Annotated in this window: 22 protein-coding genes and 2 tRNA genes; 12 read left to right on the top strand and 12 right to left on the bottom strand. The window is 48.8% G+C overall.

Going from position 1 to position 22,705, the window contains the following annotated elements; translation table 11 throughout:
* Positions 1–126: 126 nt before the first annotated feature.
* A complete protein-coding gene (locus OEZ43_06230; protein ID MDH5545170.1) occupies positions 127–660 on the bottom strand; it encodes a GspH/FimT family pseudopilin in 534 nt (177 codons plus the stop codon).
* 152 nt (positions 661–812) lie between these two features.
* On the opposite strand from OEZ43_06230, the gene OEZ43_06225 reads away from it, so the two are divergent.
* Positions 813–1,232 carry a prepilin-type N-terminal cleavage/methylation domain-containing protein gene (locus tag OEZ43_06225; protein MDH5545169.1) on the top strand — a complete coding sequence of 140 codons (420 nt, stop codon included), beginning with the start codon at positions 813–815 and terminating at the stop codon, positions 1,230–1,232.
* Positions 1,233–1,318: 86 nt separating this feature from the next.
* Here the strand turns inward: OEZ43_06225 and OEZ43_06220 are convergent, their stop codons facing one another.
* From OEZ43_06220 to OEZ43_06195, 6 genes are read right to left on the bottom strand one after another with little or no spacing between them, the layout of a single operon-like run.
* Positions 1,319–3,226, bottom strand: coding sequence for a hypothetical protein (locus tag OEZ43_06220; GenBank protein ID MDH5545168.1), 1,908 nt, complete (start codon positions 3,224–3,226; stop codon positions 1,319–1,321).
* Positions 3,216–3,950, bottom strand: coding sequence for a hypothetical protein (locus OEZ43_06215; GenBank protein ID MDH5545167.1), 735 nt, complete (start codon positions 3,948–3,950; stop codon positions 3,216–3,218). The genes OEZ43_06220 and OEZ43_06215 overlap by 11 nt, the downstream gene beginning before the upstream one ends.
* A 3-nt stretch (positions 3,951–3,953) precedes the next feature.
* A complete protein-coding gene (locus OEZ43_06210) occupies positions 3,954–4,655 on the bottom strand; it encodes a prepilin-type N-terminal cleavage/methylation domain-containing protein (protein MDH5545166.1) in 702 nt (233 codons plus the stop codon).
* Entirely contained in the window at positions 4,652–5,083 is a 432-nt protein-coding gene (locus OEZ43_06205; protein ID MDH5545165.1) for a prepilin-type N-terminal cleavage/methylation domain-containing protein, read from the bottom strand. The genes OEZ43_06210 and OEZ43_06205 overlap by 4 nt, the downstream gene beginning before the upstream one ends.
* Positions 5,061–5,543, bottom strand: a complete 483-nt coding sequence (locus OEZ43_06200) for a hypothetical protein (GenBank protein ID MDH5545164.1) — start codon at positions 5,541–5,543, stop codon at positions 5,061–5,063. The genes OEZ43_06205 and OEZ43_06200 overlap by 23 nt, the downstream gene beginning before the upstream one ends.
* Positions 5,543–5,998, bottom strand: coding sequence for a prepilin-type N-terminal cleavage/methylation domain-containing protein (locus OEZ43_06195; protein MDH5545163.1), 456 nt, complete (start codon positions 5,996–5,998; stop codon positions 5,543–5,545). The genes OEZ43_06200 and OEZ43_06195 overlap by 1 nt, the downstream gene beginning before the upstream one ends.
* Positions 5,999–6,285: 287 nt before the next feature.
* On the opposite strand from OEZ43_06195, the gene OEZ43_06190 reads away from it, so the two are divergent.
* The 4 genes from OEZ43_06190 (at position 6,286) to OEZ43_06175 (ending at position 9,717) form a co-directional block, all read left to right on the top strand.
* Positions 6,286–6,361 (top strand) — tRNA-Gly (locus OEZ43_06190).
* A gap of 122 nt (positions 6,362–6,483) precedes the next feature.
* A tRNA-Cys gene (locus OEZ43_06185) sits at positions 6,484–6,557 on the top strand.
* A 999-nt stretch (positions 6,558–7,556) separates the two neighbouring features.
* Positions 7,557–8,822, top strand: a complete 1,266-nt coding sequence (locus OEZ43_06180) for a CAP domain-containing protein (protein ID MDH5545162.1) — start codon at positions 7,557–7,559, stop codon at positions 8,820–8,822.
* A gap of 16 nt (positions 8,823–8,838) precedes the next feature.
* Positions 8,839–9,717: a sulfotransferase domain-containing protein gene (locus OEZ43_06175; GenBank protein ID MDH5545161.1), complete on the top strand. Its 879-nt coding sequence runs from the start codon at positions 8,839–8,841 to the stop codon at positions 9,715–9,717.
* Positions 9,718–9,729: 12 nt separating this feature from the next.
* Here OEZ43_06175 and OEZ43_06170 read toward each other — a convergent pair whose 3' ends face one another.
* Positions 9,730–10,152 carry an FAD-binding oxidoreductase gene (locus OEZ43_06170; protein MDH5545160.1) on the bottom strand — a complete coding sequence of 141 codons (423 nt, stop codon included), beginning with the start codon at positions 10,150–10,152 and terminating at the stop codon, positions 9,730–9,732.
* Positions 10,153–10,263: 111 nt separating this feature from the next.
* On the opposite strand from OEZ43_06170, the gene OEZ43_06165 reads away from it, so the two are divergent.
* The 4 genes from OEZ43_06165 to mog are packed head-to-tail and all read left to right on the top strand — an operon-like array spanning position 10,264 to position 16,088.
* Positions 10,264–10,908 carry a TetR/AcrR family transcriptional regulator gene (locus OEZ43_06165; protein MDH5545159.1) on the top strand — a complete coding sequence of 215 codons (645 nt, stop codon included), beginning with the start codon at positions 10,264–10,266 and terminating at the stop codon, positions 10,906–10,908.
* Positions 10,908–12,341 (top strand): TolC family protein, encoded by a 1,434-nt coding sequence (locus OEZ43_06160; protein MDH5545158.1) that lies wholly within the window; start codon positions 10,908–10,910, stop codon positions 12,339–12,341. Before OEZ43_06165 ends, OEZ43_06160 begins: the two co-directional genes overlap by 1 nt.
* A gap of 4 nt (positions 12,342–12,345) precedes the next feature.
* On the top strand, positions 12,346–15,471 hold the full coding sequence (locus tag OEZ43_06155; GenBank protein MDH5545157.1) for an efflux RND transporter permease subunit: 3,126 nt from the start codon (positions 12,346–12,348) through the stop codon (positions 15,469–15,471).
* A gap of 50 nt (positions 15,472–15,521) precedes the next feature.
* On the top strand, positions 15,522–16,088 hold the full coding sequence (gene mog / locus OEZ43_06150) for a molybdopterin adenylyltransferase (protein ID MDH5545156.1): 567 nt from the start codon (positions 15,522–15,524) through the stop codon (positions 16,086–16,088).
* A 73-nt stretch (positions 16,089–16,161) separates the two neighbouring features.
* On the opposite strand, the gene OEZ43_06145 is transcribed toward mog, so the two are convergent.
* The gene (locus OEZ43_06145) at positions 16,162–17,433 is read right to left on the bottom strand and encodes a hypothetical protein (protein MDH5545155.1); all 1,272 of its coding nucleotides are present in this window, start codon (positions 17,431–17,433) and stop codon (positions 16,162–16,164) included.
* Positions 17,434–17,596: 163 nt separating this feature from the next.
* Here OEZ43_06145 and OEZ43_06140 point away from each other — a divergent pair, with 163 nt between their 5' ends.
* A complete protein-coding gene (locus tag OEZ43_06140) occupies positions 17,597–17,755 on the top strand; it encodes a hypothetical protein (protein ID MDH5545154.1) in 159 nt (52 codons plus the stop codon).
* Positions 17,756–17,818: 63 nt separating this feature from the next.
* Here the strand turns inward: OEZ43_06140 and OEZ43_06135 are convergent, their stop codons facing one another.
* The 3 genes from OEZ43_06135 to acs form a co-directional block, all read right to left on the bottom strand.
* Entirely contained in the window at positions 17,819–18,472 is a 654-nt protein-coding gene (locus OEZ43_06135; protein ID MDH5545153.1) for a porin family protein, read from the bottom strand.
* A 17-nt stretch (positions 18,473–18,489) separates the two neighbouring features.
* Entirely contained in the window at positions 18,490–19,116 is a 627-nt protein-coding gene (locus OEZ43_06130) for a hypothetical protein (GenBank protein ID MDH5545152.1), read from the bottom strand.
* 143 nt (positions 19,117–19,259) lie between these two features.
* Positions 19,260–21,221 carry an acetate--CoA ligase gene (gene acs / locus OEZ43_06125; protein MDH5545151.1) on the bottom strand — a complete coding sequence of 654 codons (1,962 nt, stop codon included), beginning with the start codon at positions 21,219–21,221 and terminating at the stop codon, positions 19,260–19,262.
* Positions 21,222–21,538: 317 nt separating this feature from the next.
* On the opposite strand from acs, the gene OEZ43_06120 reads away from it, so the two are divergent.
* Entirely contained in the window at positions 21,539–21,787 is a 249-nt protein-coding gene (locus OEZ43_06120) for a hypothetical protein (protein ID MDH5545150.1), read from the top strand.
* A gap of 181 nt (positions 21,788–21,968) precedes the next feature.
* The gene (locus OEZ43_06115; protein ID MDH5545149.1) at positions 21,969–22,670 is read left to right on the top strand and encodes a Crp/Fnr family transcriptional regulator; all 702 of its coding nucleotides are present in this window, start codon (positions 21,969–21,971) and stop codon (positions 22,668–22,670) included.
* The last annotated feature ends 35 nt before the right edge of the window (positions 22,671–22,705 follow it).

Below are 22,705 nucleotides of genomic sequence, written 5' to 3'. Positions count from 1 at the left end.
AATGAGTTAGAACCAATAGTCCCGTCTACGCTGAGCGGAGACGGTTCTTCATACCTTGTTAGCGTCCGGTTATTTCAATTTTAGAGGGGTATATCACATATTTTTTTACAATTTGCTGGGCCAGTTCTAACAATCCACCAGTGCGCTTCCAAGACTGGGTATGTCATCGGAGCAGGTTTGCAAACGGCCGATCGCATTGATGTTGATTCGAGCGGTCAGATTTGTTGTACGAAATTCGATGCGTCCACCACCTGTGATGAAATTGGAAACACCAATTGGCCCATATGTGATGTTGCTCACATCGGTATTCGTTCCATCTATAGACAAACCATTGAAATCACCGAAGCCAACTTTCTTTAAGTCGCATGTAGTACCCGTACTGCAGTCGCATGCGGCCGTGCTACTGATACCGTAACACCAGGTACTGCCGGTGGACACACTGACAAAGATGTTGGTGTTATCAGTTACCGCCTTGCTTCGTGCAAATTGCAAGTCCTCCACCACGGTTTCTATCATCGTTTTCAGGCGGTACCGCTCCGTCATTCCGGAGAAAGAGGGTATCGCAACCGATAGCAGGATTCCCAATACGGCAATGGTAATGAGTAATTCCAGCATGGTAAATGCGTGTTGTTTGTGAATTTGCGTGGTGTTTAACATCATTGGTCCTTAAAACCTGCTTGAATCCAATGGGTAGCCAAAATTGATGACTTGTGTTCTTGATTTCGTCTATTGAGGCAAAAGCTTAAGTTTTTAGGACGCGAACCGTAACAAGTATCGGGCTAGTTGGTAAGACAGAATTGCGGAAATTACATATGAAAAGTAGAAGCAGCGGATTTTCACTAATAGAGATTATGCTGGTAATTGCGATCGTTGGTATTATTGCCGCTATCGCTTATCCGAACTATATCAATCAGGTGCGTGATGGTCGTCGCGCCGAGGCGGTTTCGATTTTATTGGAAGTTGCCCTGGCACAGGAACGCTTTCGCCTGAACAGCCCTAACTACGCGAGTAGCTTAACTCAACTTGGTTACACAACTGCGACGATACAAACCACAGCGGGTTTCTACGATATTCAAATCGATAGTACTAAATCGACGGCACTAACTTTTGAAGTATCGGCCTCAGCAGTTGCGGGGACGGATCAGGTCAATGATACCTGTGGTAATTTCGTGATTAATCATAACGGACCGGTGACTACTGCGCCCAATGCCAATCAGGATTGCTGGAACTAAGGTAAATCTGGAATGAGTTGAGGCTCACGGGTTTAGACGGTAATGAGAAAATCATCGCAGCGTCTACCAGATATCCATTAAGAAAACTAGCGTGGTCTAATTTCCATCCACAAGGGTAAGGTTGGACGGTTCCCTGTTGAAGGACCGGTATTGCCGTTGTTGTTTTGATCATCATTGTTAGAGCCGTTCTGATTTCCACTTCCTGAGCTGGGATTATTTCCTCCCGAATTTCCCGGTGATGCGGTAGTTTCCTTTTTAAACGCAACAAATCCTTTCGCCATATGACTGCCTCCTGAACCGCGCATATTGTCATAGGTAGCCGGATCATTAGCGATGATTGTTGCGCCACCACCGTCTTCCACTTCAATTGAAAAACCATCACGTACTACAATTGCGCCACTGATATATTGTTTGGCAGGAATCTCTGTTTCGTAGTGTTCTGTCTTTTTCGGACAACTGGAATATTCGTGGTCATGGTATTCGCTTTCGGAACGATAGACCCGTTTGAAGTGGCTATATTCACGATAGTGGTCGTCTTCTCTTTCGTATTCCTCATCGTGTTTTTTGACTTTGCGTTCCAGTTCAATGCCTTCTTGTTCGAGATCTAATGCGCGCGGAATATATAGCAGCCCCGAGATATTGATGTGGTGTTCGAGTTTGAACAGACCGCCGGTATACATATACACGGGAATGTCTTCAAATGGTGTGTTGTTTTGAACGTGAATATCTTCTGCATTGATGATCGCACTATCAGACGTCGGTGTTTGAAATCCATAGCTGCGCCACTTCGCGCCGGTGATGCCCAAAGTTTGAAAGGCCTCGACCCAACCCTTGGTATAGCCGCTAGGCATAAGCGAGCCATAGCGCATCGGGTGGCTTAAGGCCGCATATTCGGACGCGCTAAATAACTGGTGAAATCGCGAATCGCTGGCCGGTGGCAGCAAGGAAGATGCGCTTAAAGGCACTTCGAACGGGAAGCTGCACGGCCTGCCAGGGCCGCAGCTTTTGCCCGCCGTCAGCGCGGCTATCGCAAGCGTGTTCTTCATACTGGTATCCGTATCCGCAAGCGCAGGATTGATACTGAGGGGAACCGAAACCTTGATCTGCAAATCTTCGGATTTTTCTGGCAGGTCTTCCAGGGCGATCGGTTCACGCGTATCGCAATCCACCCATTCAAAGAGTATGGAGCCGCGTACGTCTATGCGTGCAAAGCTGGGAATCTTAATATCGCAAATTTTTTCGCCGGGTTTGATGTGAGTTTCATCGTAGTCGTCATCGTCACCGCCTTCTCTTTTCGTTCCCGGCCCGCAACCACATTTTTCGATTTTTTCCTTGCCACAAAATCCGTAACGCTTGCCGCTGCGACTGCGATAACGATGCTCTTCGTTTGATGAACGCGGGACATCGCTTAAGCGCTGCAACGGTATCTCGACGCGCACGATGCCGTGCATGGTGCGCGCATGGGCGACGTTATCGATAAACTGTTTCCAGGTGATATTGCCATAGGTAAACGGTTCGGCTGTGGTAGTGATCAGGCTAAGTTTCTTCGCCGCTTCGCGAAAACGTGCGATATCGAATAAGTGGTTTTCGTTTTCAAACAGGCGTAGTTGATTGTCGGTGCCGAAATTATTGTAACTGGTGGACTCGGTGTTAAACACGCCGCTCTCGATACGGAGCTGGTCTTGTGTGTTGCGTTGGATTACCTGCAGGTCTGCGCCGTCTTCCAACTCGAAGCTATTACATGATCGAGAAATCGTGTCGTGCTCGTTCTCGCACTCTTCGATATCGCCACGGTGATGGTCATCGCTATCGTCGTCCAGACCGACACGCATATTCGTGGTAATGCCCATGCTTCCAGGTTTTCCCAGGCTGTTGTCGATAATCAGACTGCCGGGATTCTTGTTCTTCTTCTCACGCTCTGAGGATGCCATTGCAAGCGACGGTGTAAGAGCAAGCAAAAGCAATACAATAAAAATTCTCTGTTTAGTCATCATGGTGACGCTCCCTGTTGCTGCTTGCTGGATGCGGGTTGGCTTCCGTCAATGCACTTACCTGGTGTCCAATGGTATCGGTATATTCGCCGATATAACGTTGTATATAACTGCGCGAATCACCGACCTGGGCCATGGACTGCACAAACAAATAAAGGCGATTAGGCTGATAGGTGTCGCGTATGATTTCTATCCAGGTAGCAGCCCTGGCGTTTTCATTGTCAAGATTCGCCCAGGTGCTCCCCGTGACCTGTTGCAGGCCAGTTGCGTCCTGTGTAAACAAAATCGGTCTGACGGTATCGCCAAACAAATCATCGATTTTCAAAGTTGTGGCAGTTGCCGGAACAATCGCGCCATTAACGCTATTGCCGCGCCCGCGTGCTTCACCATCCGCTATGCGTTGCAGTATCGATGGGATGGTCTGCACGATCTTGTTTTCTGCTGAGACAAAATACATATAGGGATTCGGCAAGGGGGAGGGCTGGTCCAGATTGATTGCTGCATCTTTGTCGATGGTGCCATCCTGATTGAAATCTGCTTTGTAAACAAAGCCACCGTATACGGTATTGAGAGCCCCTTCGGCGAACATAAAAGATTCTTCTGCATCGCGATTATAAGCGGCAATTTTTTTCGCGCCGATAGAGCCGTTGAAATACCTGATCGAAACCAGGCTCAAGGCCATCAGAATTAACGCGACGAATATAAGTATAAAACCCTGTTGCTTCATCGCTTAATTCCTCGGCGAAACCACGCCCTGCAGGGAGTGGGTGCGAAATTGCGCCAGGGGATTGTTCTGCGCCAGGCGTGGATGCTGATAGTTTTGATCCGGTATCGTGGTGCGTGAGGTGACAGACAAAAGGTAACCACCGGGGGCCGCGGCCTGGGGCGAGGCCTGAACATTTCCGTTTGCATCGAGTGGCCAGAAGTCCAGATTGGCGATCAGATTTTCACCCTCATCAGGTGTGAGTTTGCCGGGCGTTGCATTCGCAAGATCCGCAGGGTTGGCAGCGGTAGCAATAGTAATGCTGTACGGCGCATCGGCCTGTGGTCTGTTTGACCAATGCAGTCGAACCCATGGTTTGTCATACGGAAGTTTATCATTTGGCCAGATGGGATAGTTTGGCGGCAATGAAAAATCTACGGTCATTTCATCGCTGCTAATTTCTGGCGAGTCATTATTGGCGGTATTTAGCCGACCATTGCCATAATTAATCGTGACGGTATTGCTCAAGGCGTGACGCAATAAGCGACTAAGCGAGCTATAACTTGTTTCGCTAAGCGTGATATTACCGCTGCGCTTTTCTTCGATGCCGATGTTGCGGTCCTGTATGAAATACATCGACAAAGCCATGATGGTGATTAGACTCGCCAGGGTTATAGCGATCATCATCTCGACCAGGCTGAATCCTTGTTGCGATGTGATTTTGTTCATGGCACGAAGACATGCGTTGTGGGAAAGTTTAGCGCGAGATTATTCTTGCCGCGATAGGCGACGTTCATGACCAGCGTGAACGGCGGTTCCCAGGATCCGCTGGGTGCATCACGCAAATCAACTTGCTTCGCGTCATGGACTGAATTGATCGATACCTGATAGCGCGACTGTGCAGGCACGGTGTTGAGCGACATAATCAAGTCACGAAAACGTTCGAGGTCTGATCCTGCTGCGATACTCAGTGGTTCCACATATTGCGCTGTCACCTGCATCGCCTCGGAATGGATTTCCGTATCGATGCGGGATTTGAGGCCAAGGGTGAGATTCATGGAGATCGAGAGCATGCCAACAGTCAGCACGGTGATTGCTACCAGCGTTTCGATCAGAGTGAATCCTGATTGTGTATTAACGGGATGCGAGACTGCCATAATTTCCGATTACCACACTGTCTTCGATACCGGTCAGACGGGTATCCTGAGGAAGAATCTTAATCAATAAATCCGCGTCGGCATCGATGACCAGGTCATCATCTTCGCGGGCCAGCGTACCCATCGGGCGAAAAACAAAACTGAGACCAACTGTATTATTGGCACTAACGAGATTGATGCGTTGCGAAAACTGACGGGAAATCTCGCGTGCTGTATTGCGTGGCTTGATCGTCAGACGATTGCTTCCCACCTGAACATCGACCAGGGTGTTTTCCGCACGCGCCATCTGTTTCGCATAGTGCAGGGACTGAATCAGCATCGAGCGTGTATTGTCTATGTCACGACGCACCAGAAACCGATGTAGATCCGGCATGGCAACACTGCCCAGTATCACCACGATCGTCATTACGATGACTAATTCGATCATCAACGAGCCACTTTGATTGTGTCGAGCGCTCATCAAATACATGCCCCGTTGTTGCTCACCAGCCAACATTCATGGTGGGCAGTTTCACTATTATTGATAAATACCCGTGTCTGGCGGCGACCGTTATTGTCCAGGCTATAGACGTAGGTCTTTTCCTGGTCAAAACGAGCGGTGGTGGTCGCGCTCAATAAATACTGGTTCAAACCTTGACCGGTGATAGCGCACTGAATATCGAAATAATCACTGGTGTCATCGGTGGGAACCGCGCATTGACCTTGTGCGTTGGCATAATTGCGGCTGTCGAGAAAACTGGATTCCAGCTGGTTGGCCAGGCGCGTCAGGCTAGAGGTGGCATCGGCCACATACCCGCGTTGCAAAAAACTGTAATAGGCTGGAATGGCGAATGAGGCAAGAATACCGGCGATGGTAATAACCGCAAGTAGCTCAACCAAACTGAAGCCGGGTTTTTTCCCGGATGTTTTTTTCACTTTTCTCACCCCTGTTCCAACACGCTTGCCAGTGTTCCCGCGCTGTGGATTCTGTTGTCCACATGGTCGGGGGCTGGGTTAAGTGCTTGAATTATCCCCGAAGCATCTTATAGAGCACTTAATTATTTTGCACTGAAAAATGCCTGCTCAGGCGCAAATAGTGAGCGAAAACCAGCCGCTAACCGACTGAAATCGCTACCTTTGGGCTGAGAAAATATGTGAAGGAAATTCCTTGTCCACCGGCTTGACAAGGAGTGTTTTGAAGGTACAATACGTCCTCGCTTGACGCGGGAATAGCTCAGTTGGTAGAGCACAACCTTGCCAAGGTTGGGGTCGCGAGTTCGAGTCTCGTTTCCCGCTCCAAATTCAAAACCTCGGTGCTTGCCGGGGTTTTTTGATTTTAGCGTAGTGAATTGTGGGGCCTTGCAAAGGCCGTATAGGGAGACATCACCACGGTCTCACGTTATACTTCCACACTCTTTGATGGCTGGGTGGCAGAGTGGTCATGCAGAGGCCTGCAAAGCCTTGTACCCCGGTTCGATTCCGGGCTCAGCCTCCATCTTCTTTTTTCCTTTTTTTATGTTTTTTTCAATTGCGAATCCCTTCGTACAATCATTTCCAATAAGAAGTTGAAGTGGTTATAATGGCGGCCGCTTTCCCGTGGCCCGGGTGGCGAAATTGGTAGACGCAAGGGACTTAAACTTTTGAGCACCCAGGCTGGAAACACCTGGCGTGAATGGAGTCAAATTCGGGGAAACCTCAGCACGTAGTGGTGGTGGCAATCCCGAGCTAAGTCCTGGACCGGTTTTTACTCCGATACGTCGGTGTAAAAGCGTGGCAATTTGGACAAAGAAGTCGAAGATTCTCTAATCTGTTGTCTTTTTTGTCCCCATTGACGTGGTCGAGTTCGAGAGGAATTGGTTCGTTTAGCCATTTGGTGTTCCCACATTTTGAACACAAATGCTGAAAGTACCCTTCTTTTATCAAGCGCCTTTTTAGTTTGTATGATTGAATTGGAAGTTTGTTAGAAAGGTAGTCCTCTGTGGACGTTTTTGGAGGCAGTGACTTGCCTTTTTTCCATGCTTGACCGCGAAAATGAGATGTATCGATCGCGAAGTGATATAGCGCTTTTCGCAATACATCGTAGTTGCCACCAAAAGGTGAAACGCAAAGTTTATCTAGGGTTTGTCTCATAGAAGTCGAATTTCTTACCGCTTCTCTGAGATCTTTCTCTGAATATTTGTATAGTTTCATTTTGTTCAGGAAAAGTGTAGAGACTTGACGGCTCCTGCCTAAGTTGTAGCAATATAACACGGCAAAGAGAAAGTCCAGACCACAAATCTATCTAATATAGATAGAGCAGCGAAAGCTGTAGCGGGTAAGAAAATCCCTCGGATGAATAATCCGTGCCGGTTCGACTCCGGCCCCGGGCACCATCTTCTCTTTTTCTAATGCTCTCTTCACGCTATTCCCGATAAGTCAGGATTAATGCCTGTCGCGTAAAAAGACAAACTCATCGTTGAACTGTAGTTAAAACAAGAACGATTCTGGGAGTCTCATGTATAGAACGACAATCGTCGCTTTCTTTCTGTTATCAGTTTTTACGCTCAATTCCTGCGGTGTCGCACGATCTGATGGAATGCTGCCTTTCGTTGCGACAAAAACGGTGGAAGAAGACTACGTAGTGTTTAGCGATCTCTACGAATATATCAACCATCTGCGCCAATCCGCCGGTCTGAGTGCTTTGAACAAGAATGATAATTTGCAAACGGCGGCCGAGAATCATTTGCGCTATTTGAAAAACAATAGTCGCTACAGTCATGAAGAAGACGCTGCACTCGATGAATATACCGGTGAAAATGCCAGCGCGAGAGCTTTGGCGGCGGGGTATAGCACACGCTTTGTTTTTGAGGGGATAGCGACAGGGGACGGCGACATGATTGCCGTGGATAACCTAATGAGCGCAATCTATCATCGTTTGAATCTATTCAATCTTGATCTAGACAGTATAGGCATCAGTAGCAGCGAGCTGAGAAAAAATAAAACCCTGGTAGTGCACAATATGGGGAATTCGAAAATCAATACGCTGTGCAAAACTACCGAGGAACATCGAGTATCCTTTGAAGGCTATTGTGCGAGCGGCGCAACAATAGATAGTGCCGAAGTGATGCAGGCAGTAGTCTCAACGCGACAAAAAAACAATAGCATTGTGGTGTGGCCAGCGGAGAACGCGTTTGATATCCCTCCCGTGTTCTATGAAGAGGACCCGGATCCATTGCCAGAACATTCGGTTTCCGGATATCCCGTAACTGTGCAGTTCAATCGCGTGGCTTACGCTAGTGTGAGCGTGACGGCGTTTCGTTTGTATGATCTGGTGGATGATGTCTATATTGAATCCACTCTGCAGCTGGACACGAACAACGATCCGAATAAGTTGTTAAGTAGTCATGAATTTGCGCTGTTCCCACTGCAAAGACTGGAGTGGAATCGTCGATATCGAGTTGAACTGGAATACATTGCCGATGGTATCGCCGGAAGTATGGACTGGGTCTTCCGTACACGGAGTCTTCAGGGGAATATTGTTCGTCTTTCCTCAAATCAGGATACAGTGAAAGTGGAGCGGGGCAAGGTGACTTATCTTTATCTGATTCCTTCAAATGCAAACGACGTCATCGACAACATCTCTTCTATGCGACCGGCGAACATGCAACTCAATGTCAGTGCCAAAGACAAGAACACCTTGGTCATCGAGGTCGCGGGGACCACTGGGACGGCCAAAATCATCATCAATAACGGACGCGAACTTTCCCTGACCGTCATTTGAGATTACCATTCGTCACATGTCACAAAAACTCGATCCCCGTTGGGGACACGCTTCACCTTTTCATGATCCCTATGCCCTGGCGAATTTCCGGCCACGCGCTAGCGATGTGTTGATAACCACGGCACCAAAGGCGGGCACCACCTGGATGCAGCAAATACTGTATCAGCTGAAATCCGGAGGTGATGACAGTTTTGAGTCGATTAACGATGTGGTGCCTTGGATAGAATGGCCGCAAATCGGTCGCAGCTGGCAGGAGGTTTTGGCGGACTTTGAGACCATAAATAATCCGCGTGTATTCAAGACCCATTGTACATATGAGCAGACGCCCGGCATCGACACGGTCAAAGTCATACTTAGTTCCCGTGACCCACGCGACTGCTGCGTGAGCTTTTATCATCATCTGCAGGATTTGACCGACGAGGCGCGGGCGCGGCGTGGCATAGGCGAGCCGCCTACCTTCGATCAATATGTAGAGGACTGGCTGGGTTTTGGTGCCTGGTATCGCAACGTCAAAAGCTGGTGGCCACACAGACACGATGAAAACGTGTTGTGGTTGCGCTATGAAGATATGAAACTGGATTTACCCGGCTGCATCGACCAGATTCTGGAGTTTCTCGGATGGAGTATTTCGCCAGAACAACGGCAACGTGCATTGCTGCACAGCTCGTTCCCCTGGATGAAGGCGCATAGCGAAAAATTCACTCGCCACAATGGTGATACAAAGCCGCTGTTCAAGCCCGGTGGATTTATTCGACGTGGCCAGGTGGGTGATCATCGAACACTCTTATCCGATGAACATCAGCGCCGTATTTTGCGTCGGGCAGGTGAAGAACTGGAACCTGAGTGCCTGTCCTTTCTGGGATTGGATATCGCTGCCCGCTCACTTGGCGTGTAGACCTATGTTTGTTCAATCCGGACATTGCTTGGCAGGCGGATTTTTGTAATATGCGGCCATCCTGCGAGTGACTTGCAGTCTTTCCTCATCAGTGAGGGGGGCATAACCTCGCCCATATTGCCAGCCATAGCCCCAGCGATACCAGTTGGGAAAGTATGGTGAGCCGCCAAAGCGCACCCCCTGGTACATGATTTCCGCCAGTGGGCGATTGCCGGTTTTCTGTTCGACGCAGTGTTTGAGGGCCAGATCGGCATCGACCCGTTCCGCCTCACTTCCCCCTCGCCAATAGACCATATCGTGCTGGACACAGCAGTCGCACCAGGCGTTGGGATCTTTGAAATCACCATCGGGGAACAGACTACAACCATCACTGGCAAATTCTGAGAGCCGGGACGACGTGTGGACACAGCCAACCAAGGCCAGTAGGCAAATCAAAGATACAATTTTTTTCATGACGAGACTGTATCAAAGCCGAAATTGCATTGACAAATATCGGGTGGGGCCGATACCTTAACCAATTGGTTTAACTAACTGGTTAGTTATCTCGTGAATAGTGTGGAAAAATCGCCAGAACTAACAGATTTTATTCTGGAAATTGCGGCAAAACACTTTGCTGAGAAGGGGTTCTCAGGGGCCCGTGTGGATGAAATCGCCGCTGATGCCGGGGTCAATAAGGCCACCATGTATTACCGCATCGGGAACAAGCAGGCCTTGTATGAACACATCTTTGTCGCTCCTCTGGAAGCAACACTGGAGGGTGTCCGCCATGCGGTGTCGCAGCAAAGTGAACCAACCCGGCAATTGCGCGCCTATATCAAGACTCTGGCCGAGCATATGGCCGGGCGTTATCGCTATTTTCCGGCGGTGATGATGCGCGAGGTGGTGTCAGGCGCAGAACGCATTCCGGAACGCGGCATGTTGGCGATGTGTGAAGTGCAGAAGATATTGCGTGAGGTTATTGCCGCAGGCATCGAGACAAAACAGTTCCGCACGGTGAATCCCTTTCTGGTACACATGTTGATCATGGGAAGTCTCAGCATTTATACCACTGGAGAACCGATGCGCAAGCGCATGATGCAAATGTTCAGCGACTATCCTCTCCCGGTACAAAAGGGCGAAGGAAACGCGTTTCCGCTCGACGAGATCAACAATATGATTATGAATTCCGTGCTAAAAGGTGACAGAGAATAATGAAGAAGGTTTTGCTGACGGCTGCAGTATTTTTGACGACATCAATTCCCTTTGGGACGATGGCATCAAGCATGACACTCGAACAGGTTCTACAAAGAGTGGTGGATAAGTCGCTTGATTTGGAAGTGGCGCGACTGAAAAAAGAGCGTAGTGGGCTGGAGAAAGAGAAGTTTGACAGTATGCTGGGATGGCAAGTCAGCGGTCAAAGTAGCTATTCCCACGATATCGGTTTCGGCAGTATTCCACAGGATACAATGCGCTTTAACGGCAATATCGCGCGCGTTATGCCAAACGGTTCAGTTGTCGGTATTGGCGGCGGTTACAGCTATGCGAATGCGGATGCGGCATTGTTTCCAATACTTCCTAATCCTTCACACGACGCCAATATTGATATCAGTTATCGACATCCTTTATTACGTGGTCTCGGTTTGCCGTCATATCGTCTGGGTAAGAAAATCGCGGCACTGGGCGAGGACATGACTGATTTGCAGCGTTTTTTCGTACAAGATGCCATGGCGCGGCAAACAGTAGATGTATTTTACAGTTTGGTGGCGATTCAGATTCAAATGAAAAATGCGGAGGACGCGATCGAGCGCAGTCGCCGTCTGTTGAAATATAACAAACGCAATAAAGAACTTGGCCTGTCGGAGCAGAAAGATATTCTGCAGATGAATGCACAGATCAAGGCACGAGAAGCCGATCTCGAAGTGTTGAAGATTGCACATACCAGTCTTGTCGCCACGCTAAATCAGTTCATGAATGCAGATCCGATAGGTAGCGTTGTTGCTGACGCGAAATTAGAGGTCGATGCGCTTCCCGAATATTCGGTCTTGTTTGAGGCAGCGGTGAAGTGGTCACCTTCGATTAAACTCAGTGAATTGCAAATCGCTATGGCAGAGTCCCAAATTAGTATCGCTGGAGATAAGAAACGGGACAAGTTGGACGGCTTTGCCACGCTTGGGGGGCGCGCTAAATATGGCGACAGCGCCACCGGTACTGTAAATGAACAAGACTATGCCTTTTCTGTTGGTTTGGATTTTCAACGTAAAATGGATAATCGCGATATAGGTGCAGAAATCTCCCAGTATCGCATCGACATTCAGGTAGCGCAGCGTGAATTGGAAATGGAAAAGACGAAATTGAAATATGAATTGTCTAGACTCGTTGCGGAAATGAATGAAACTTCGAATGCGATTAAGGAATTGAACTCACGCCTGGACAAAGAGCAACAAAAACTCGATGAAGGTGTTGAACGCTATCGTCGAGGTAGGGCGGATACGCAACAGTTGATTTTCTATGAAAACGATCTCAGCTTTGCGCGTCTCGCATTGGAACAACAAAAAGTTGAACTGGCAAAGAAGTTTGCAAAGTTGTCTGTAGTCAGTGGCAACATCTGGCAACGAGTCGTCCCGTTGGAAAAGGCTGGGGAGTAACACAATGAATGCAATAATCAGTTTCCTGGTCAATCGTGAACTTGTCGTCAATCTCGTCTCGGTATTGCTTATCATACTCGGCCTGTGGGCGACGTTTAATATCAATCGCGAGGCCTTTCCCAATGTGAATCTGGATCAGATATCGGTGTCGGCGTTTTATCCCGGCGCAACGCCAGAAGAGATAGAACGTTTGGTGGTAACGCCGATCGAGCAAGAGTTGAAGGCATTGAGTGGCATTGACAAAGTCACTTCGGTTTCGTTTCCCGGATCGACGCGCATCACCTTGGAGCTTGACCCGGATGCCTCCAATCGAGCACGCCTGACCAGTGAAGTCCAATTGGCGATTGATCGAGCAAAACTACCTACCGACTTACCCGCAGATCCGTTTGTGTTGGAGATTGATGGCGCGGTATTTCCGGTCATGCAGCTTTCGGTATCCGGTCCGTTTGACGATCTTGGTTTGAAGCGTCTATCGGATCAGATAGAAGACGATTTGTTAGCCGTGGACGGAATTGCCCGCGTCACGGTACAGGGCACACGCAAAGAGGAATTGCGCATCACCCTCGATGTGAAAAAGATGGACAAGGAACACGTATCTGTTTCCGAAGTCAGTGCCTTGTTATCCGGATGGAATATCAATGCCCCAGGTGGAGAGATCAATACACCTGAAGGACAAAAGTCCGTGCGCATTGTTGGCGAATTTCGCAATACTAAAGATATTGCCAATCTGGTTATTCGTTCGAATGAATTTGGTGATGGCCTAAAACTGAAAGACATCGCCACGATTAGTGAAACTCTGGTCAAAGCAGACAAATACTATGATGTAGGTGGTCAACCGGCGGTCAATATGATCGTCATGAAAAAGGCGGACGCCGACATCATACGCACAGTCGATAAAGTACGAGACTATCTCGGTACGATTGCGGAAAAATACGGCGCCGAAGTACGCGTTGATACCTATCAGGATATGTCGCGCTTTACGCGCATGCGTCTCGGCGTGTTGACCAATAACGGTATCGTCGGAATCCTATTAGTATTAGGCGCCTTGTTTTTGTTTCTGCGCCCGTCAGTGGCGGTGACTACGACTTGGGGCTTACCTATCGTTTTCCTCACAGGTCTGACCGTGTTATGGGTGTCCGGTGTCACGCTGAATATGATCTCCATGCTTGGTTTTATCATGGTGTTGGGTATGTTGGTTGATGATGCGATCATCGTTGGTGAAAATATTACTTATCACATGGAGAAGGGTTTAAAACCACGGGATGCGGCAATAGTAGGTGCCTATGAACTCATCGGACCTGTAACCGCAACGGTTATGACGACTATCGTCGCGTTTCTACCCATGGTGTTTGTTTCCGGCTTGATCGGTAAATTTATTGTCGCCATACCGATTGTAGTCTGTACCTTGTTGTTTTTCTCCTGGTTGGAATCGTTTCTTATGTTGCCAGCCCACGTGGTGACGGTTTCCAATCCAAACAAACACCCGAAGGAGCGAGCCTGGATTAAAGGGCTGGAAAATTTTTATGCCGCAGTTTTGCACTGGGCATTAAAACTGAGATGGTTAACTGTGATTGTCTCTGTGGTGATGCTGGTTGCAAGTGTAGGCATAGCCAAAAAAAGTTCGTTCCAGTTATTTCCGGCTGTTGGTGTAGAGCAATATATCGTGCGTGTAGTTGCTGCACCAGGTACGTCCTTGCAAGCGATGCGTAAAATCATGCAGAACATCGATAAAGATGTGCGGCAAATCGTGGATAAAGATACCTTGGAAAGTACCCTGGCTTCTGTCGGTCAGATCCAACGTGATGCCGGTGACCCATTAACGCAGATCGGTTCTCGCTATGCACAGTTGCGTGTGATGTATACGCCGGCCGTATCTCGTCCCGATCATGATGCCCTGGTAGATATGAAGAAAGTCAGTGCGATGTTGGGTGAGAAATATGCGGACCTGAAGATCACTGTTGAAGAGATAAAGCCTGGTCCGCCAACGGGGCGTGCGTTGGAAGTGGAAATTTCGGGCAATGATGCCGCTGCGAGTGAACGTGTGGCGCAACGTTTGATCGATATTGTTCAGGGAGTCGATGGTGTTATCTCCGTCGAGAGTGGTTTGCAACCTGGTGACAAAGAAGTGCACGTCGTCATGAATCGCGAAATGGCGGCCTATACCGGTGTGAACCTGGCTGTTGCTGCTAGCCACGTGCGTGCGGTTGTTGGTGGTCTGGTTGTCAGTACCACACGACGCGGTTCTGAAGAAATTGACGTCACGATACGTTTTCCTGAAACGGAAAATCAGCTTGAGGTATTAAAGCAGATCGAGATTCCAAATCAGCGGGGTGGTCTGGTGCCGTTGGCCAAGATTGCTCATTTTCAGGAGTACGAAGGCTTTACCACGATCCGTCACAAACAAGGTATACGCGTGGTGACGGTGACCGCCAATGTGAATACCGAGAAACTGACCAGTATTGAAATCAACAAGATCGTTGCCGAGAAAAAAGATCAATGGATAGGCGACGATGGATCGAAAGTGAGTATTCAATTCGGTGGTGAAGCGGAGAAAAACCAGGAGTCTATCCGTGACCTGGCGTTCTCATTCTTGTTTGCGCTTATCGGTATCTTTTTTATTCTGGCGATACAGTTCAATAATATGAGCTATCCTTTCTTTGTCATGCTGGCAATTCCGTTTGGTGCCATCGGCATTGTGGTGAGTTTCTACTTGCACAGTATTTACTGGAAGCCCATGCCGCTGTCATTCTTTGCCTTAATGGGAATGGTGGCATTGTCGGGCGTGGTGGTGAACAGCTCGCTTGTGTTGCTGGTCTTTGTCCAGCGTGCGATCGAGGATGGTATGCATTATGTCGAGGCCTTGATCCTGGCAGGACGTCGTCGTTTGCGCGCGGTTATTCTTACCGCAACTACAACAGTCGTAGGTTTGTTACCGACCGCCTATGGTTGGGGTGGTAGTGATCCTTTTGTCGCACCCATGGCGCTGGCCTTGTCTTCAGGATTGATATTTGCGACAGTAATCACGCTGATTACAGTGCCCGCATCTTTTGCGGTCGGCATGGATATCAAGTTTTTTGTATTGCACAAATTCAAGCGCAAGCCTTTGGAAGAGCGTCTGGCCGAGCAGTAAGTTTCATTCCGAACGTCGCTTCCAGGCACGAACGAAACAGGAACAATGTGATGACTCAGCAGATTATGCGTATTGGAATCGTGACGGTCTCTGACCGGGCCAGCCAGGGTGTGTACGAGGACCGTGGTGGCCCGGCGATTCGTGAATGGTTGGATAAGGCATTGGCATCTCCCTGGGAAGCGGTGAGCTGTGTGGTGCCGGATGAGCGGGAAATACTTGAAGCCACCTTGTTGCGTTTGTGTGACGAAGAGTCGTGTCAGTTAGTCGTGACAACCGGCGGTACCGGCCCGGCCAAACGCGACATTACACCGGACGTTACCGAAAAAGTGTGCGAAAAAATGATGCCCGGTTTCGGTGAATTGATGCGTCTCGAATCTCTCAAGGTGGTGCCGACGGCGATATTGTCACGCCAAACAGCGGGCATTCGTGGCAGTAGTTTGATTATCAATCTTCCCGGAAAACCCTCGGCAATTTCTGATTGTTTAAACGCGGTGTTTCCCGCCGTGCCGTATTGTATCGATCTGATCGATGGGCCGTTTATTGAAACAAATACGGATTTTGTGAAAGCCTTTCGCCCTAAGCATGTGTTGTTGAAGCGGGAAGGGAAGTTGGACTGATAGCGAAGGGTTTAGACGATAAAAAAGCCTGAAACTGTGAAACAGTTTCAGGCTTTTTTATTTAAGTGACGAATTACGGAGATATCGAGAAGCACATGTTTGCAAGCGAGACCCAAGTGTTGGTGTCTTGTGATACGAGTGCAACTTGCCCATTAGCGCGCACGTCGACTCTGTCACCTATGCCTCCGTTGTATCCTGACGCTGAGAAAATTTCGATAGCGGGTGGTCTGTAGCCTATCGGTAAGTTTGCGATAGCAACATTGGGATTGCCTGCTGCGATTGTTGCTGTAGCTAAGCCTCTCAAACACACAACGTCTCCCTGAATTCTGTATTGCGGTGTCTGATGTTCATTTCCATATGCGGAAAAACCTGCCGCAAGTGGCAGGTCAATCCATTTGCCATTTACGGGTTTAGCTGGCGCGTTGAAAGAACCATCGGTGATGACAACAGAAGCATCAACAAATGCCGTCGTGTCATTATCGACTTCGCCCGAATAATACTCGAGACCTGAACCTGGCCCCATGTCACAAATTCCAACAAGTGCATAGGCTGAACGATAACGAAATTGTCCACCTGTAAACACCTGACTGGCACCACAACGCAGCATTTGCCCATCAAGTCCATTCAGGAGACGGCGACTTTTAGGTTCATCAAACGTCGCCACAATCACTATGTGATCAATGCTAAGCGTGGCAAGTTTATCAGCCATCGCTTGGGCATTCGCTGCGTTATCAAACACATCGTATTCTTGTGTAAACACAATATTTCCAGTAGCACGTTCCATGACTATTAAGTTATAGGATCGCTTCAACTCCATGACTGTCTCGCCGTCAATAGTAACCACACCATTCATTGCGTCCTGCGCAAAGTCTTTTTCGGGTGAACCGCCGAGTGTCGAAACCCAACCGCGTGTACGAATTCGAACTAACGAAGCATAGGTCTTCCCGTCAGGAAGGTTCCCAACGTTTTGAATATTGTTACCACCCATGTTGATGTCGCCAGGTATGGTGCCCATTGACACCGCTGCGCGAGCTTCGTCGTCAGTATACCTGTCGTGGTTGCGTGCGTTGTTGTTCGCTTTGCCACCGTCAGATGTTACGAGCTCTATGGCGTCTATTTTTATGTCAACAGCATTGGCCCTCGTTTCTAGTTGAGTGGCTTTTTCTTCATTGCTATTGCTAGCCTCACGCAACTTTTCAAAATTCTGATTAACATCATCTGCCTTGGCCGGGGTATTGGCCTCAAACTTGATCAGGGCGTCGTCACCCAATGTTTCGGCGTTGACATTCATGCTGGCCACAATGCCTAGCGCGATTGCGAAAACAAGACCTTTTGTAATGTACATAGTAGATTCCTTTCCTGGTGGATTTGTTTCAATGTTGAGTTCTGTTGTTAAGTCTACTTGCCTTTAATGCCTGGAAGTTGTTAACCTCTTAACACCTTGGCGATGAAAAAGTGTAATATTCTTATCAACGTTGCACTTTAAAAGTCTTTCAGGAGGAAAGAACATGCGCTTAAATCTATTGGTTTTGATCTTTTCAGTCGTGGTCTTGTCTGCTTGCGGAGTGGGTGCGGAGCATGAGTCAGGTCATCCATCAGATGAAGACAAGACTACCCTCGGTTCCAGTTGGGATCAGATGAAATGGGATAAAGGAAAGTGGAAGTAATTCCACTTTCCTTTTTCTTCATGATTGTTTCCGCTATTTCTTGTTTTAACTCGAATTCGCTTGTTAAAAAGCGTGAGTCAAACCCAGGCTGAGTTTCCAGGTCGAGGTATTCCAGCTGCTCTGAGTGGCGTCATAATTGACAACCAGATTTTGTCCCTTCAAACGCGCATTGAGGCTGCTTTGGCGGTTTAGGCGATAAGTTGCTCCAGCCTCCAGAGAAGTTCTAAAGCCATTACCTGTCACTTCTGCCTGGTTGTCGCTGCTGTATGAAGCGAAGGGGATACCTAGAGATGTCGCGCCAACAATAAATAGCTTGTTAGTCAGCGGATAGTTCACCGCTACACCTGCGCCCACGGTGGTGATATTGTCTTTGAACTCTAGCTCTATGGGTTTATTCGTATACGAGAGAAAGGTTTGTCGTAGCCCTACAAAGGCAGACGCCATGGGTAAAACCCGATAGCCAACAGACAAATCGATTTCATTCTGGCCAATTGTTGACTGCGCATTACTGTCCTCATAGCTGCCAAGCGTGAATCCAAAGCTGCCAAAGTAACGATCATGGGTATAGGCGACATTGGGACCAATACTGAATCCCATGGCATTGCCATCAATACCGGTTTGCCACAGCCCACTTTCCAGCGTTAGACCGCCAATAAGACCCGCGTTCGCTGCCAAGGGGAGTAGTGTAAGCGCTGAAATGCCGAGTAGTTTTTTCATTTCCATATTCCTTTTATTTAAAGCCCTGGTATCCATACCATAGGGAAATCTGTTGAAGTGAGTGGTTGATCGTGTGCTGGTTCAGATGTAGCCGGCTCTTCTGCTTTTTCAACAGGTTTAGTCTGCGCAATACTATCGGTTTTACTCACCGCCGGCTTAGGTGTTTCCTTTTGGATGCCTAAACGGGCCAGTTCCATTTTCAACGGTGAAAACTCCAGGCCCTTCAACTTTTTATTGCCGACTTTGTCATCGGCCTCGAAATAATATTCGATGCGTGAACCCGTTACCGATCCTGCTGGAATACTGGCTTCAAATATATCCTTCTCACCCTTAGCGGCTAACATTGGGCGTTTACGGTATTTGTTGCTATCGCTGTCACGGAAGAATAGCGATACCGAGTTGACGCTAAATTCATCGGTAACTCTAACCCGAACGACGATATCGCCCGCTTTGTCCTTCAGTACATCATTGTTTAAATCGTGTTCGATATTCGGTGCTTCGAAGTCATTGCTCGAAGAAATTTCGATGGAATCCCTGGCCAGTGCCGGCATAGTCAGAATAAAAAACACACAAAAAAGCTGAACGAATTTAAAGAAAACAGATTGGCGATTTTGCTGTGAGTGCTTGGTGGCGACTCCATTCATAGACATGACTCCCTATCTAACTCTTGAGATAACGCATTATGCAGTTATTCCAAGTATAACGTATGTGAGCTATTTCACTAGCCCTCAAAATGAAGCGTATTGTGTTGCGAGCGCGGCGAGTTTTTCGCCACGCTCGCAGCGTTTTAAGCCTTACCTTGAAGCTGGTCGAGTATGGCTTCGTTTTCCAGTGTCGAGGTATCCTGAGTAATCGCTTCGCCTTTAGCAATCGTACGCAGTAATCTGCGCATGATTTTTCCCGAGCGGGTTTTGGGTAGATTGTCGGCGTAGCGTATATCATCGGGTCTGGCGATCGGCCCGATTTGTTCGCTGACCCAGCCGCGCAATTCCTTGGTTAGCGCTTCGTCGACTCCGCCGGCAGGACGCTCGCCGCGCAAAACTACATAGGCGAATATGGCTTCACCCTTGATGTCATCGGGTCTGCCAACCACAGCCGCTTCGGCAACTCGTGGATGAGCCACCAGTGCGGATTCGACTTCCATAGTGCCTAGACGATGTCCCGAGACATTCAGTACATCATCCACGCGCCCCATAATCCAGAAATACCCGTCGGCGTCTTTGCGTGCGCTGTCTCCAGCGACGTAGTAACGGTTTTGGAATTCACCCCAATAGGTTTTGATATAACGCTCATCGTCACCCCATACGGTGCGTAACATGGAAGGCCACGGTTTTTTAATCACCAGGAACCCACCTTGATTGGGTTCGGTGATAATTTTGCCGTCCTGGTCGACGATATCCGCAGCAATACCGGGCAGTGCGCGAGTACAAGAGCCTGGTTTGGCAGCCATTGCGCCGGGAATCGGCGCAAGCATATGCGCACCAGTTTCGGTTTGCCACCAGGTATCGACAATCGGACAACGCTCTTTGCCGATGATGGTGTGATACCACATCCAAGCTTCAGGGTTGATCGGTTCGCCAACGGTGCCCAGTAAGCGTAAAGCGGACAAATCATAGGCGTTGGGGAAGCTGTCACCGGCCTTCATCAAGGCGCGAATCGCCGTCGGTGCGGTGTAGAAAATGGTGACTTTTTTGTCCTGACAGATCTTCCAGAAGCGACCAGCGTCAGGGACGGTGGGCGCACCCTCGTAGATTAACATGGTGGCGCCGGTAGCGAGTGGGCCATAGGTGACGTAGCTGTGGCCGGTAATCCAGCCGACGTCGGCAGTACACCAGAAGATATCCTTGTCCTTGATATCGAATACCCATTTCATGGTCAGGATACTGTTGAGCAGGTAACTGCCCGACGAATGTTGTATGCCTTTGGGCTTGCCAGTGGAGCCGGAAGTGTAGAGCAGGAATAAGGGGTGCTCATTGTTTACCCACTCTGGTTCGCAGCTATCTGCCATGCCTGCGACTGCGTCATCCCACCAGATATCGCGCCCGGCCTTCATTTCTACCGCGTGCGCAGTGCGCTTCAAAACGATGACTTTATCTATCGTTGCGCATCCCTTGGACAGGGCCTTGTCCGCCGCCAATTTCAGTTCGACGATCTTGCCACCACGATGACCACCGTCAGCGGTAATCAGCATTTTCGCGCCGGCGTCTTCGATACGATCTTTGAGCGATTCGGCAGAGAAACCACCGAACACCACCGAGTGTATCGCGCCTATGCGTGCACAGGCCTGCATCGCGACAACTGCGTCGGCCGTCATTGGCATATAGATGACGACGCGATCGCCTTTCTTGATGCCCTGTTTTTTGAGGGCATTGGCAAAGCGACACACGTCGGCGTGGAGTTGTTTATAGGTGTAAGTCCTGGAGTCGCCTTTTTCACCTTCAAAGATGATGGCGACTTTATCGCCGCGGCTTGCCAGGTGTTTATCCAGGCAGTTGTAGGATACGTTGATTTCGCCGTCGGTGAACCACTGGTAATGAGGTGCGTTGCTACTATCGAGTACCTTGGCGAACGGTTTGTGCCAGGCCAATTCCGTGCGCGCCAGGTCCGCCCAAAAACCTTCGTGGTCCTTCTCAGCCTTTTCATACATGGCTTGCAGGTCGGCAGCCTTGATGTTTGCCTGAGAAACAAAACTGTCAGCGGGAGTAAAGCTGCGTTCTTCGTGTAAGACGGAATCGATATTTTCGCTCATCGCTACTTCCTTATCTTTGTCTATGTGAGGTCCAGTTGCTGTGCTCTATCTTAGCGCACTCGTAGCGGTCGTTAAACGGCCTGTTTTGTTCGCCTTGTTTGCTTACATATCCTCGGCATTTGTTCTTCACAGAGGAGATGCTTTCCGGCTCGCGGTTAACCCTGGTTTTTATCTTGTTCTTAGTACGCCGCTAAGTAGCGGATATATTGCGTTTGGCGAATAAAATGATGATTTGGCCGTCAAACTTGTGACGCTTTTATCATTTTCGGAACGAATCCTGCTCGATACCTATTTATAGGTACACGACGGAGGCACTTATGAACTACCAATATCCGAAACCCCGGGACGTCGGCATTGCTATACCCATACACTTGCGCGCAAATCGCTTTGAAGCAGGTTTTCATCATGCGCTCAAAGGACTGCATTTGACTAAACCTGAGCATCTCACCCTGTCCTTTCGCGAAGGATACCGCGCGGCCAAGTTTTATCTGAAATGGCTGAGAAAGCAGCAAGGTGTCCACGAGTTCCCTCTGCAAGGCAAACTGAAATTTAGAAATGCTGCTTAATAAAGACTGTAATTGATTGATATAACTATAGATTATAGTTTGATTTCTCTGTTTTCGCCGCGCTGTCGATAGGAGAGCGCGGCTTTTCGTTTCACCTTTTGTCTGCGCTTGACTACAATACAGCGTAGCCTGAGCAATTCAGGATAAACGCGTGACATTGAGGGTAATCGAGGAGTCAAACATGGACACCAGATCAGCGGAAGATAAGCAGTCTCTTATCGCCAGAAGCTATTTGTTTAATCAGGTGCCAGAGTGGCAGCTCAAGGGGCTGGCGCAATACGCCAAAGTCAAATCCTATAAAAAGCGCGAAGTCGTTTTTCGTCGAGGTGATCTCGGCACGCAAATGTATTTCATCGTCCGTGGTAGCGTGAGTCTGACAACGGATTCCGACGAAGGAAAAGAGCTGACCTTTGGTCTGTTGGGACCAGGTGATATTTTCGGCGAAATTGCCATGCTCGACGGTGGTGAACGCACCGCTACGGTAAAAACCATCGAATCTTCTGAATTACTGGTTATCGAGAAACGCGATTTTGTGCCCTTCCTTGAGAAAAATCCCAAAGTTGCTATCAGTCTACTATCGACAATTGCCTCTCGTGTACGCAAAGCTGATGAACTCTGCGAAGATAATTTTTTCAAGAATCTTCCCAATCGTCTTGCCAAACGCTTTCTCGGTCTCGCTGACAACTATGGTCGCGAAACGGAAACCGGAGTGGAGATTGGTATGAAGCTGTCTCAGGGCGATATCGGTAAATTGGCCGGTGCGTCGCGCGAGAGCATTAACAAACAGCTCAAGGCCTGGGAAGAAGACGGTTTGATCTCAGTTGAGAATGGGTATATCACCATACGGGAAGTTGAGCGTATGGAAGATCTCTGCGATGCCTAGATATTTTTTGCCTGTCTTATCTATCGAGCGATAGC

The organism is Gammaproteobacteria bacterium (assembly GCA_029881255.1).
Taxonomy (GTDB): Bacteria; Pseudomonadota; Gammaproteobacteria; order S012-40; family S012-40; genus JAOUMY01.
Note: the sequence above shows the minus strand (reverse complement) of the source record. Positions and strands in the feature narration are given on the sequence as shown.

What these genes read in the sequence shown, in the direction of transcription:
- OEZ43_06205 (MDH5545165.1), bottom strand. Translation starts at nt 5,083, where the DNA reads ATGGCAGTCTCGCATCCCGTTAATACACAATCAGGATTCACTCTGATC.
- OEZ43_06230 (MDH5545170.1), bottom strand. Translation starts at nt 660, where the DNA reads ATGATGTTAAACACCACGCAAATTCACAAACAACACGCATTTACCATG.
- OEZ43_06120 (MDH5545150.1), top strand. Translation starts at nt 21,539, where the DNA reads ATGAACTACCAATATCCGAAACCCCGGGACGTCGGCATTGCTATACCC.
- mog (MDH5545156.1), top strand. Translation starts at nt 15,522, where the DNA reads ATGACTCAGCAGATTATGCGTATTGGAATCGTGACGGTCTCTGACCGG.
- OEZ43_06140 (MDH5545154.1), top strand. Translation starts at nt 17,597, where the DNA reads ATGCGCTTAAATCTATTGGTTTTGATCTTTTCAGTCGTGGTCTTGTCT.
- OEZ43_06215 (MDH5545167.1), bottom strand. Translation starts at nt 3,950, where the DNA reads ATGAAGCAACAGGGTTTTATACTTATATTCGTCGCGTTAATTCTGATG.
- OEZ43_06210 (MDH5545166.1), bottom strand. Translation starts at nt 4,655, where the DNA reads ATGAACAAAATCACATCGCAACAAGGATTCAGCCTGGTCGAGATGATG.
- OEZ43_06225 (MDH5545169.1), top strand. Translation starts at nt 813, where the DNA reads ATGAAAAGTAGAAGCAGCGGATTTTCACTAATAGAGATTATGCTGGTA.
- OEZ43_06135 (MDH5545153.1), bottom strand. Translation starts at nt 18,472, where the DNA reads ATGAAAAAACTACTCGGCATTTCAGCGCTTACACTACTCCCCTTGGCA.
- OEZ43_06115 (MDH5545149.1), top strand. Translation starts at nt 21,969, where the DNA reads ATGGACACCAGATCAGCGGAAGATAAGCAGTCTCTTATCGCCAGAAGC.
- OEZ43_06200 (MDH5545164.1), bottom strand. Translation starts at nt 5,543, where the DNA reads ATGAGCGCTCGACACAATCAAAGTGGCTCGTTGATGATCGAATTAGTC.
- OEZ43_06130 (MDH5545152.1), bottom strand. Translation starts at nt 19,116, where the DNA reads ATGAATGGAGTCGCCACCAAGCACTCACAGCAAAATCGCCAATCTGTT.
- acs (MDH5545151.1), bottom strand. Translation starts at nt 21,221, where the DNA reads ATGAGCGAAAATATCGATTCCGTCTTACACGAAGAACGCAGCTTTACT.
- OEZ43_06175 (MDH5545161.1), top strand. Translation starts at nt 8,839, where the DNA reads ATGTCACAAAAACTCGATCCCCGTTGGGGACACGCTTCACCTTTTCAT.
- OEZ43_06220 (MDH5545168.1), bottom strand. Translation starts at nt 3,226, where the DNA reads ATGATGACTAAACAGAGAATTTTTATTGTATTGCTTTTGCTTGCTCTT.
- OEZ43_06160 (MDH5545158.1), top strand. Translation starts at nt 10,908, where the DNA reads ATGAAGAAGGTTTTGCTGACGGCTGCAGTATTTTTGACGACATCAATT.
- OEZ43_06155 (MDH5545157.1), top strand. Translation starts at nt 12,346, where the DNA reads ATGAATGCAATAATCAGTTTCCTGGTCAATCGTGAACTTGTCGTCAAT.
- OEZ43_06145 (MDH5545155.1), bottom strand. Translation starts at nt 17,433, where the DNA reads ATGTACATTACAAAAGGTCTTGTTTTCGCAATCGCGCTAGGCATTGTG.
- OEZ43_06180 (MDH5545162.1), top strand. Translation starts at nt 7,557, where the DNA reads ATGTATAGAACGACAATCGTCGCTTTCTTTCTGTTATCAGTTTTTACG.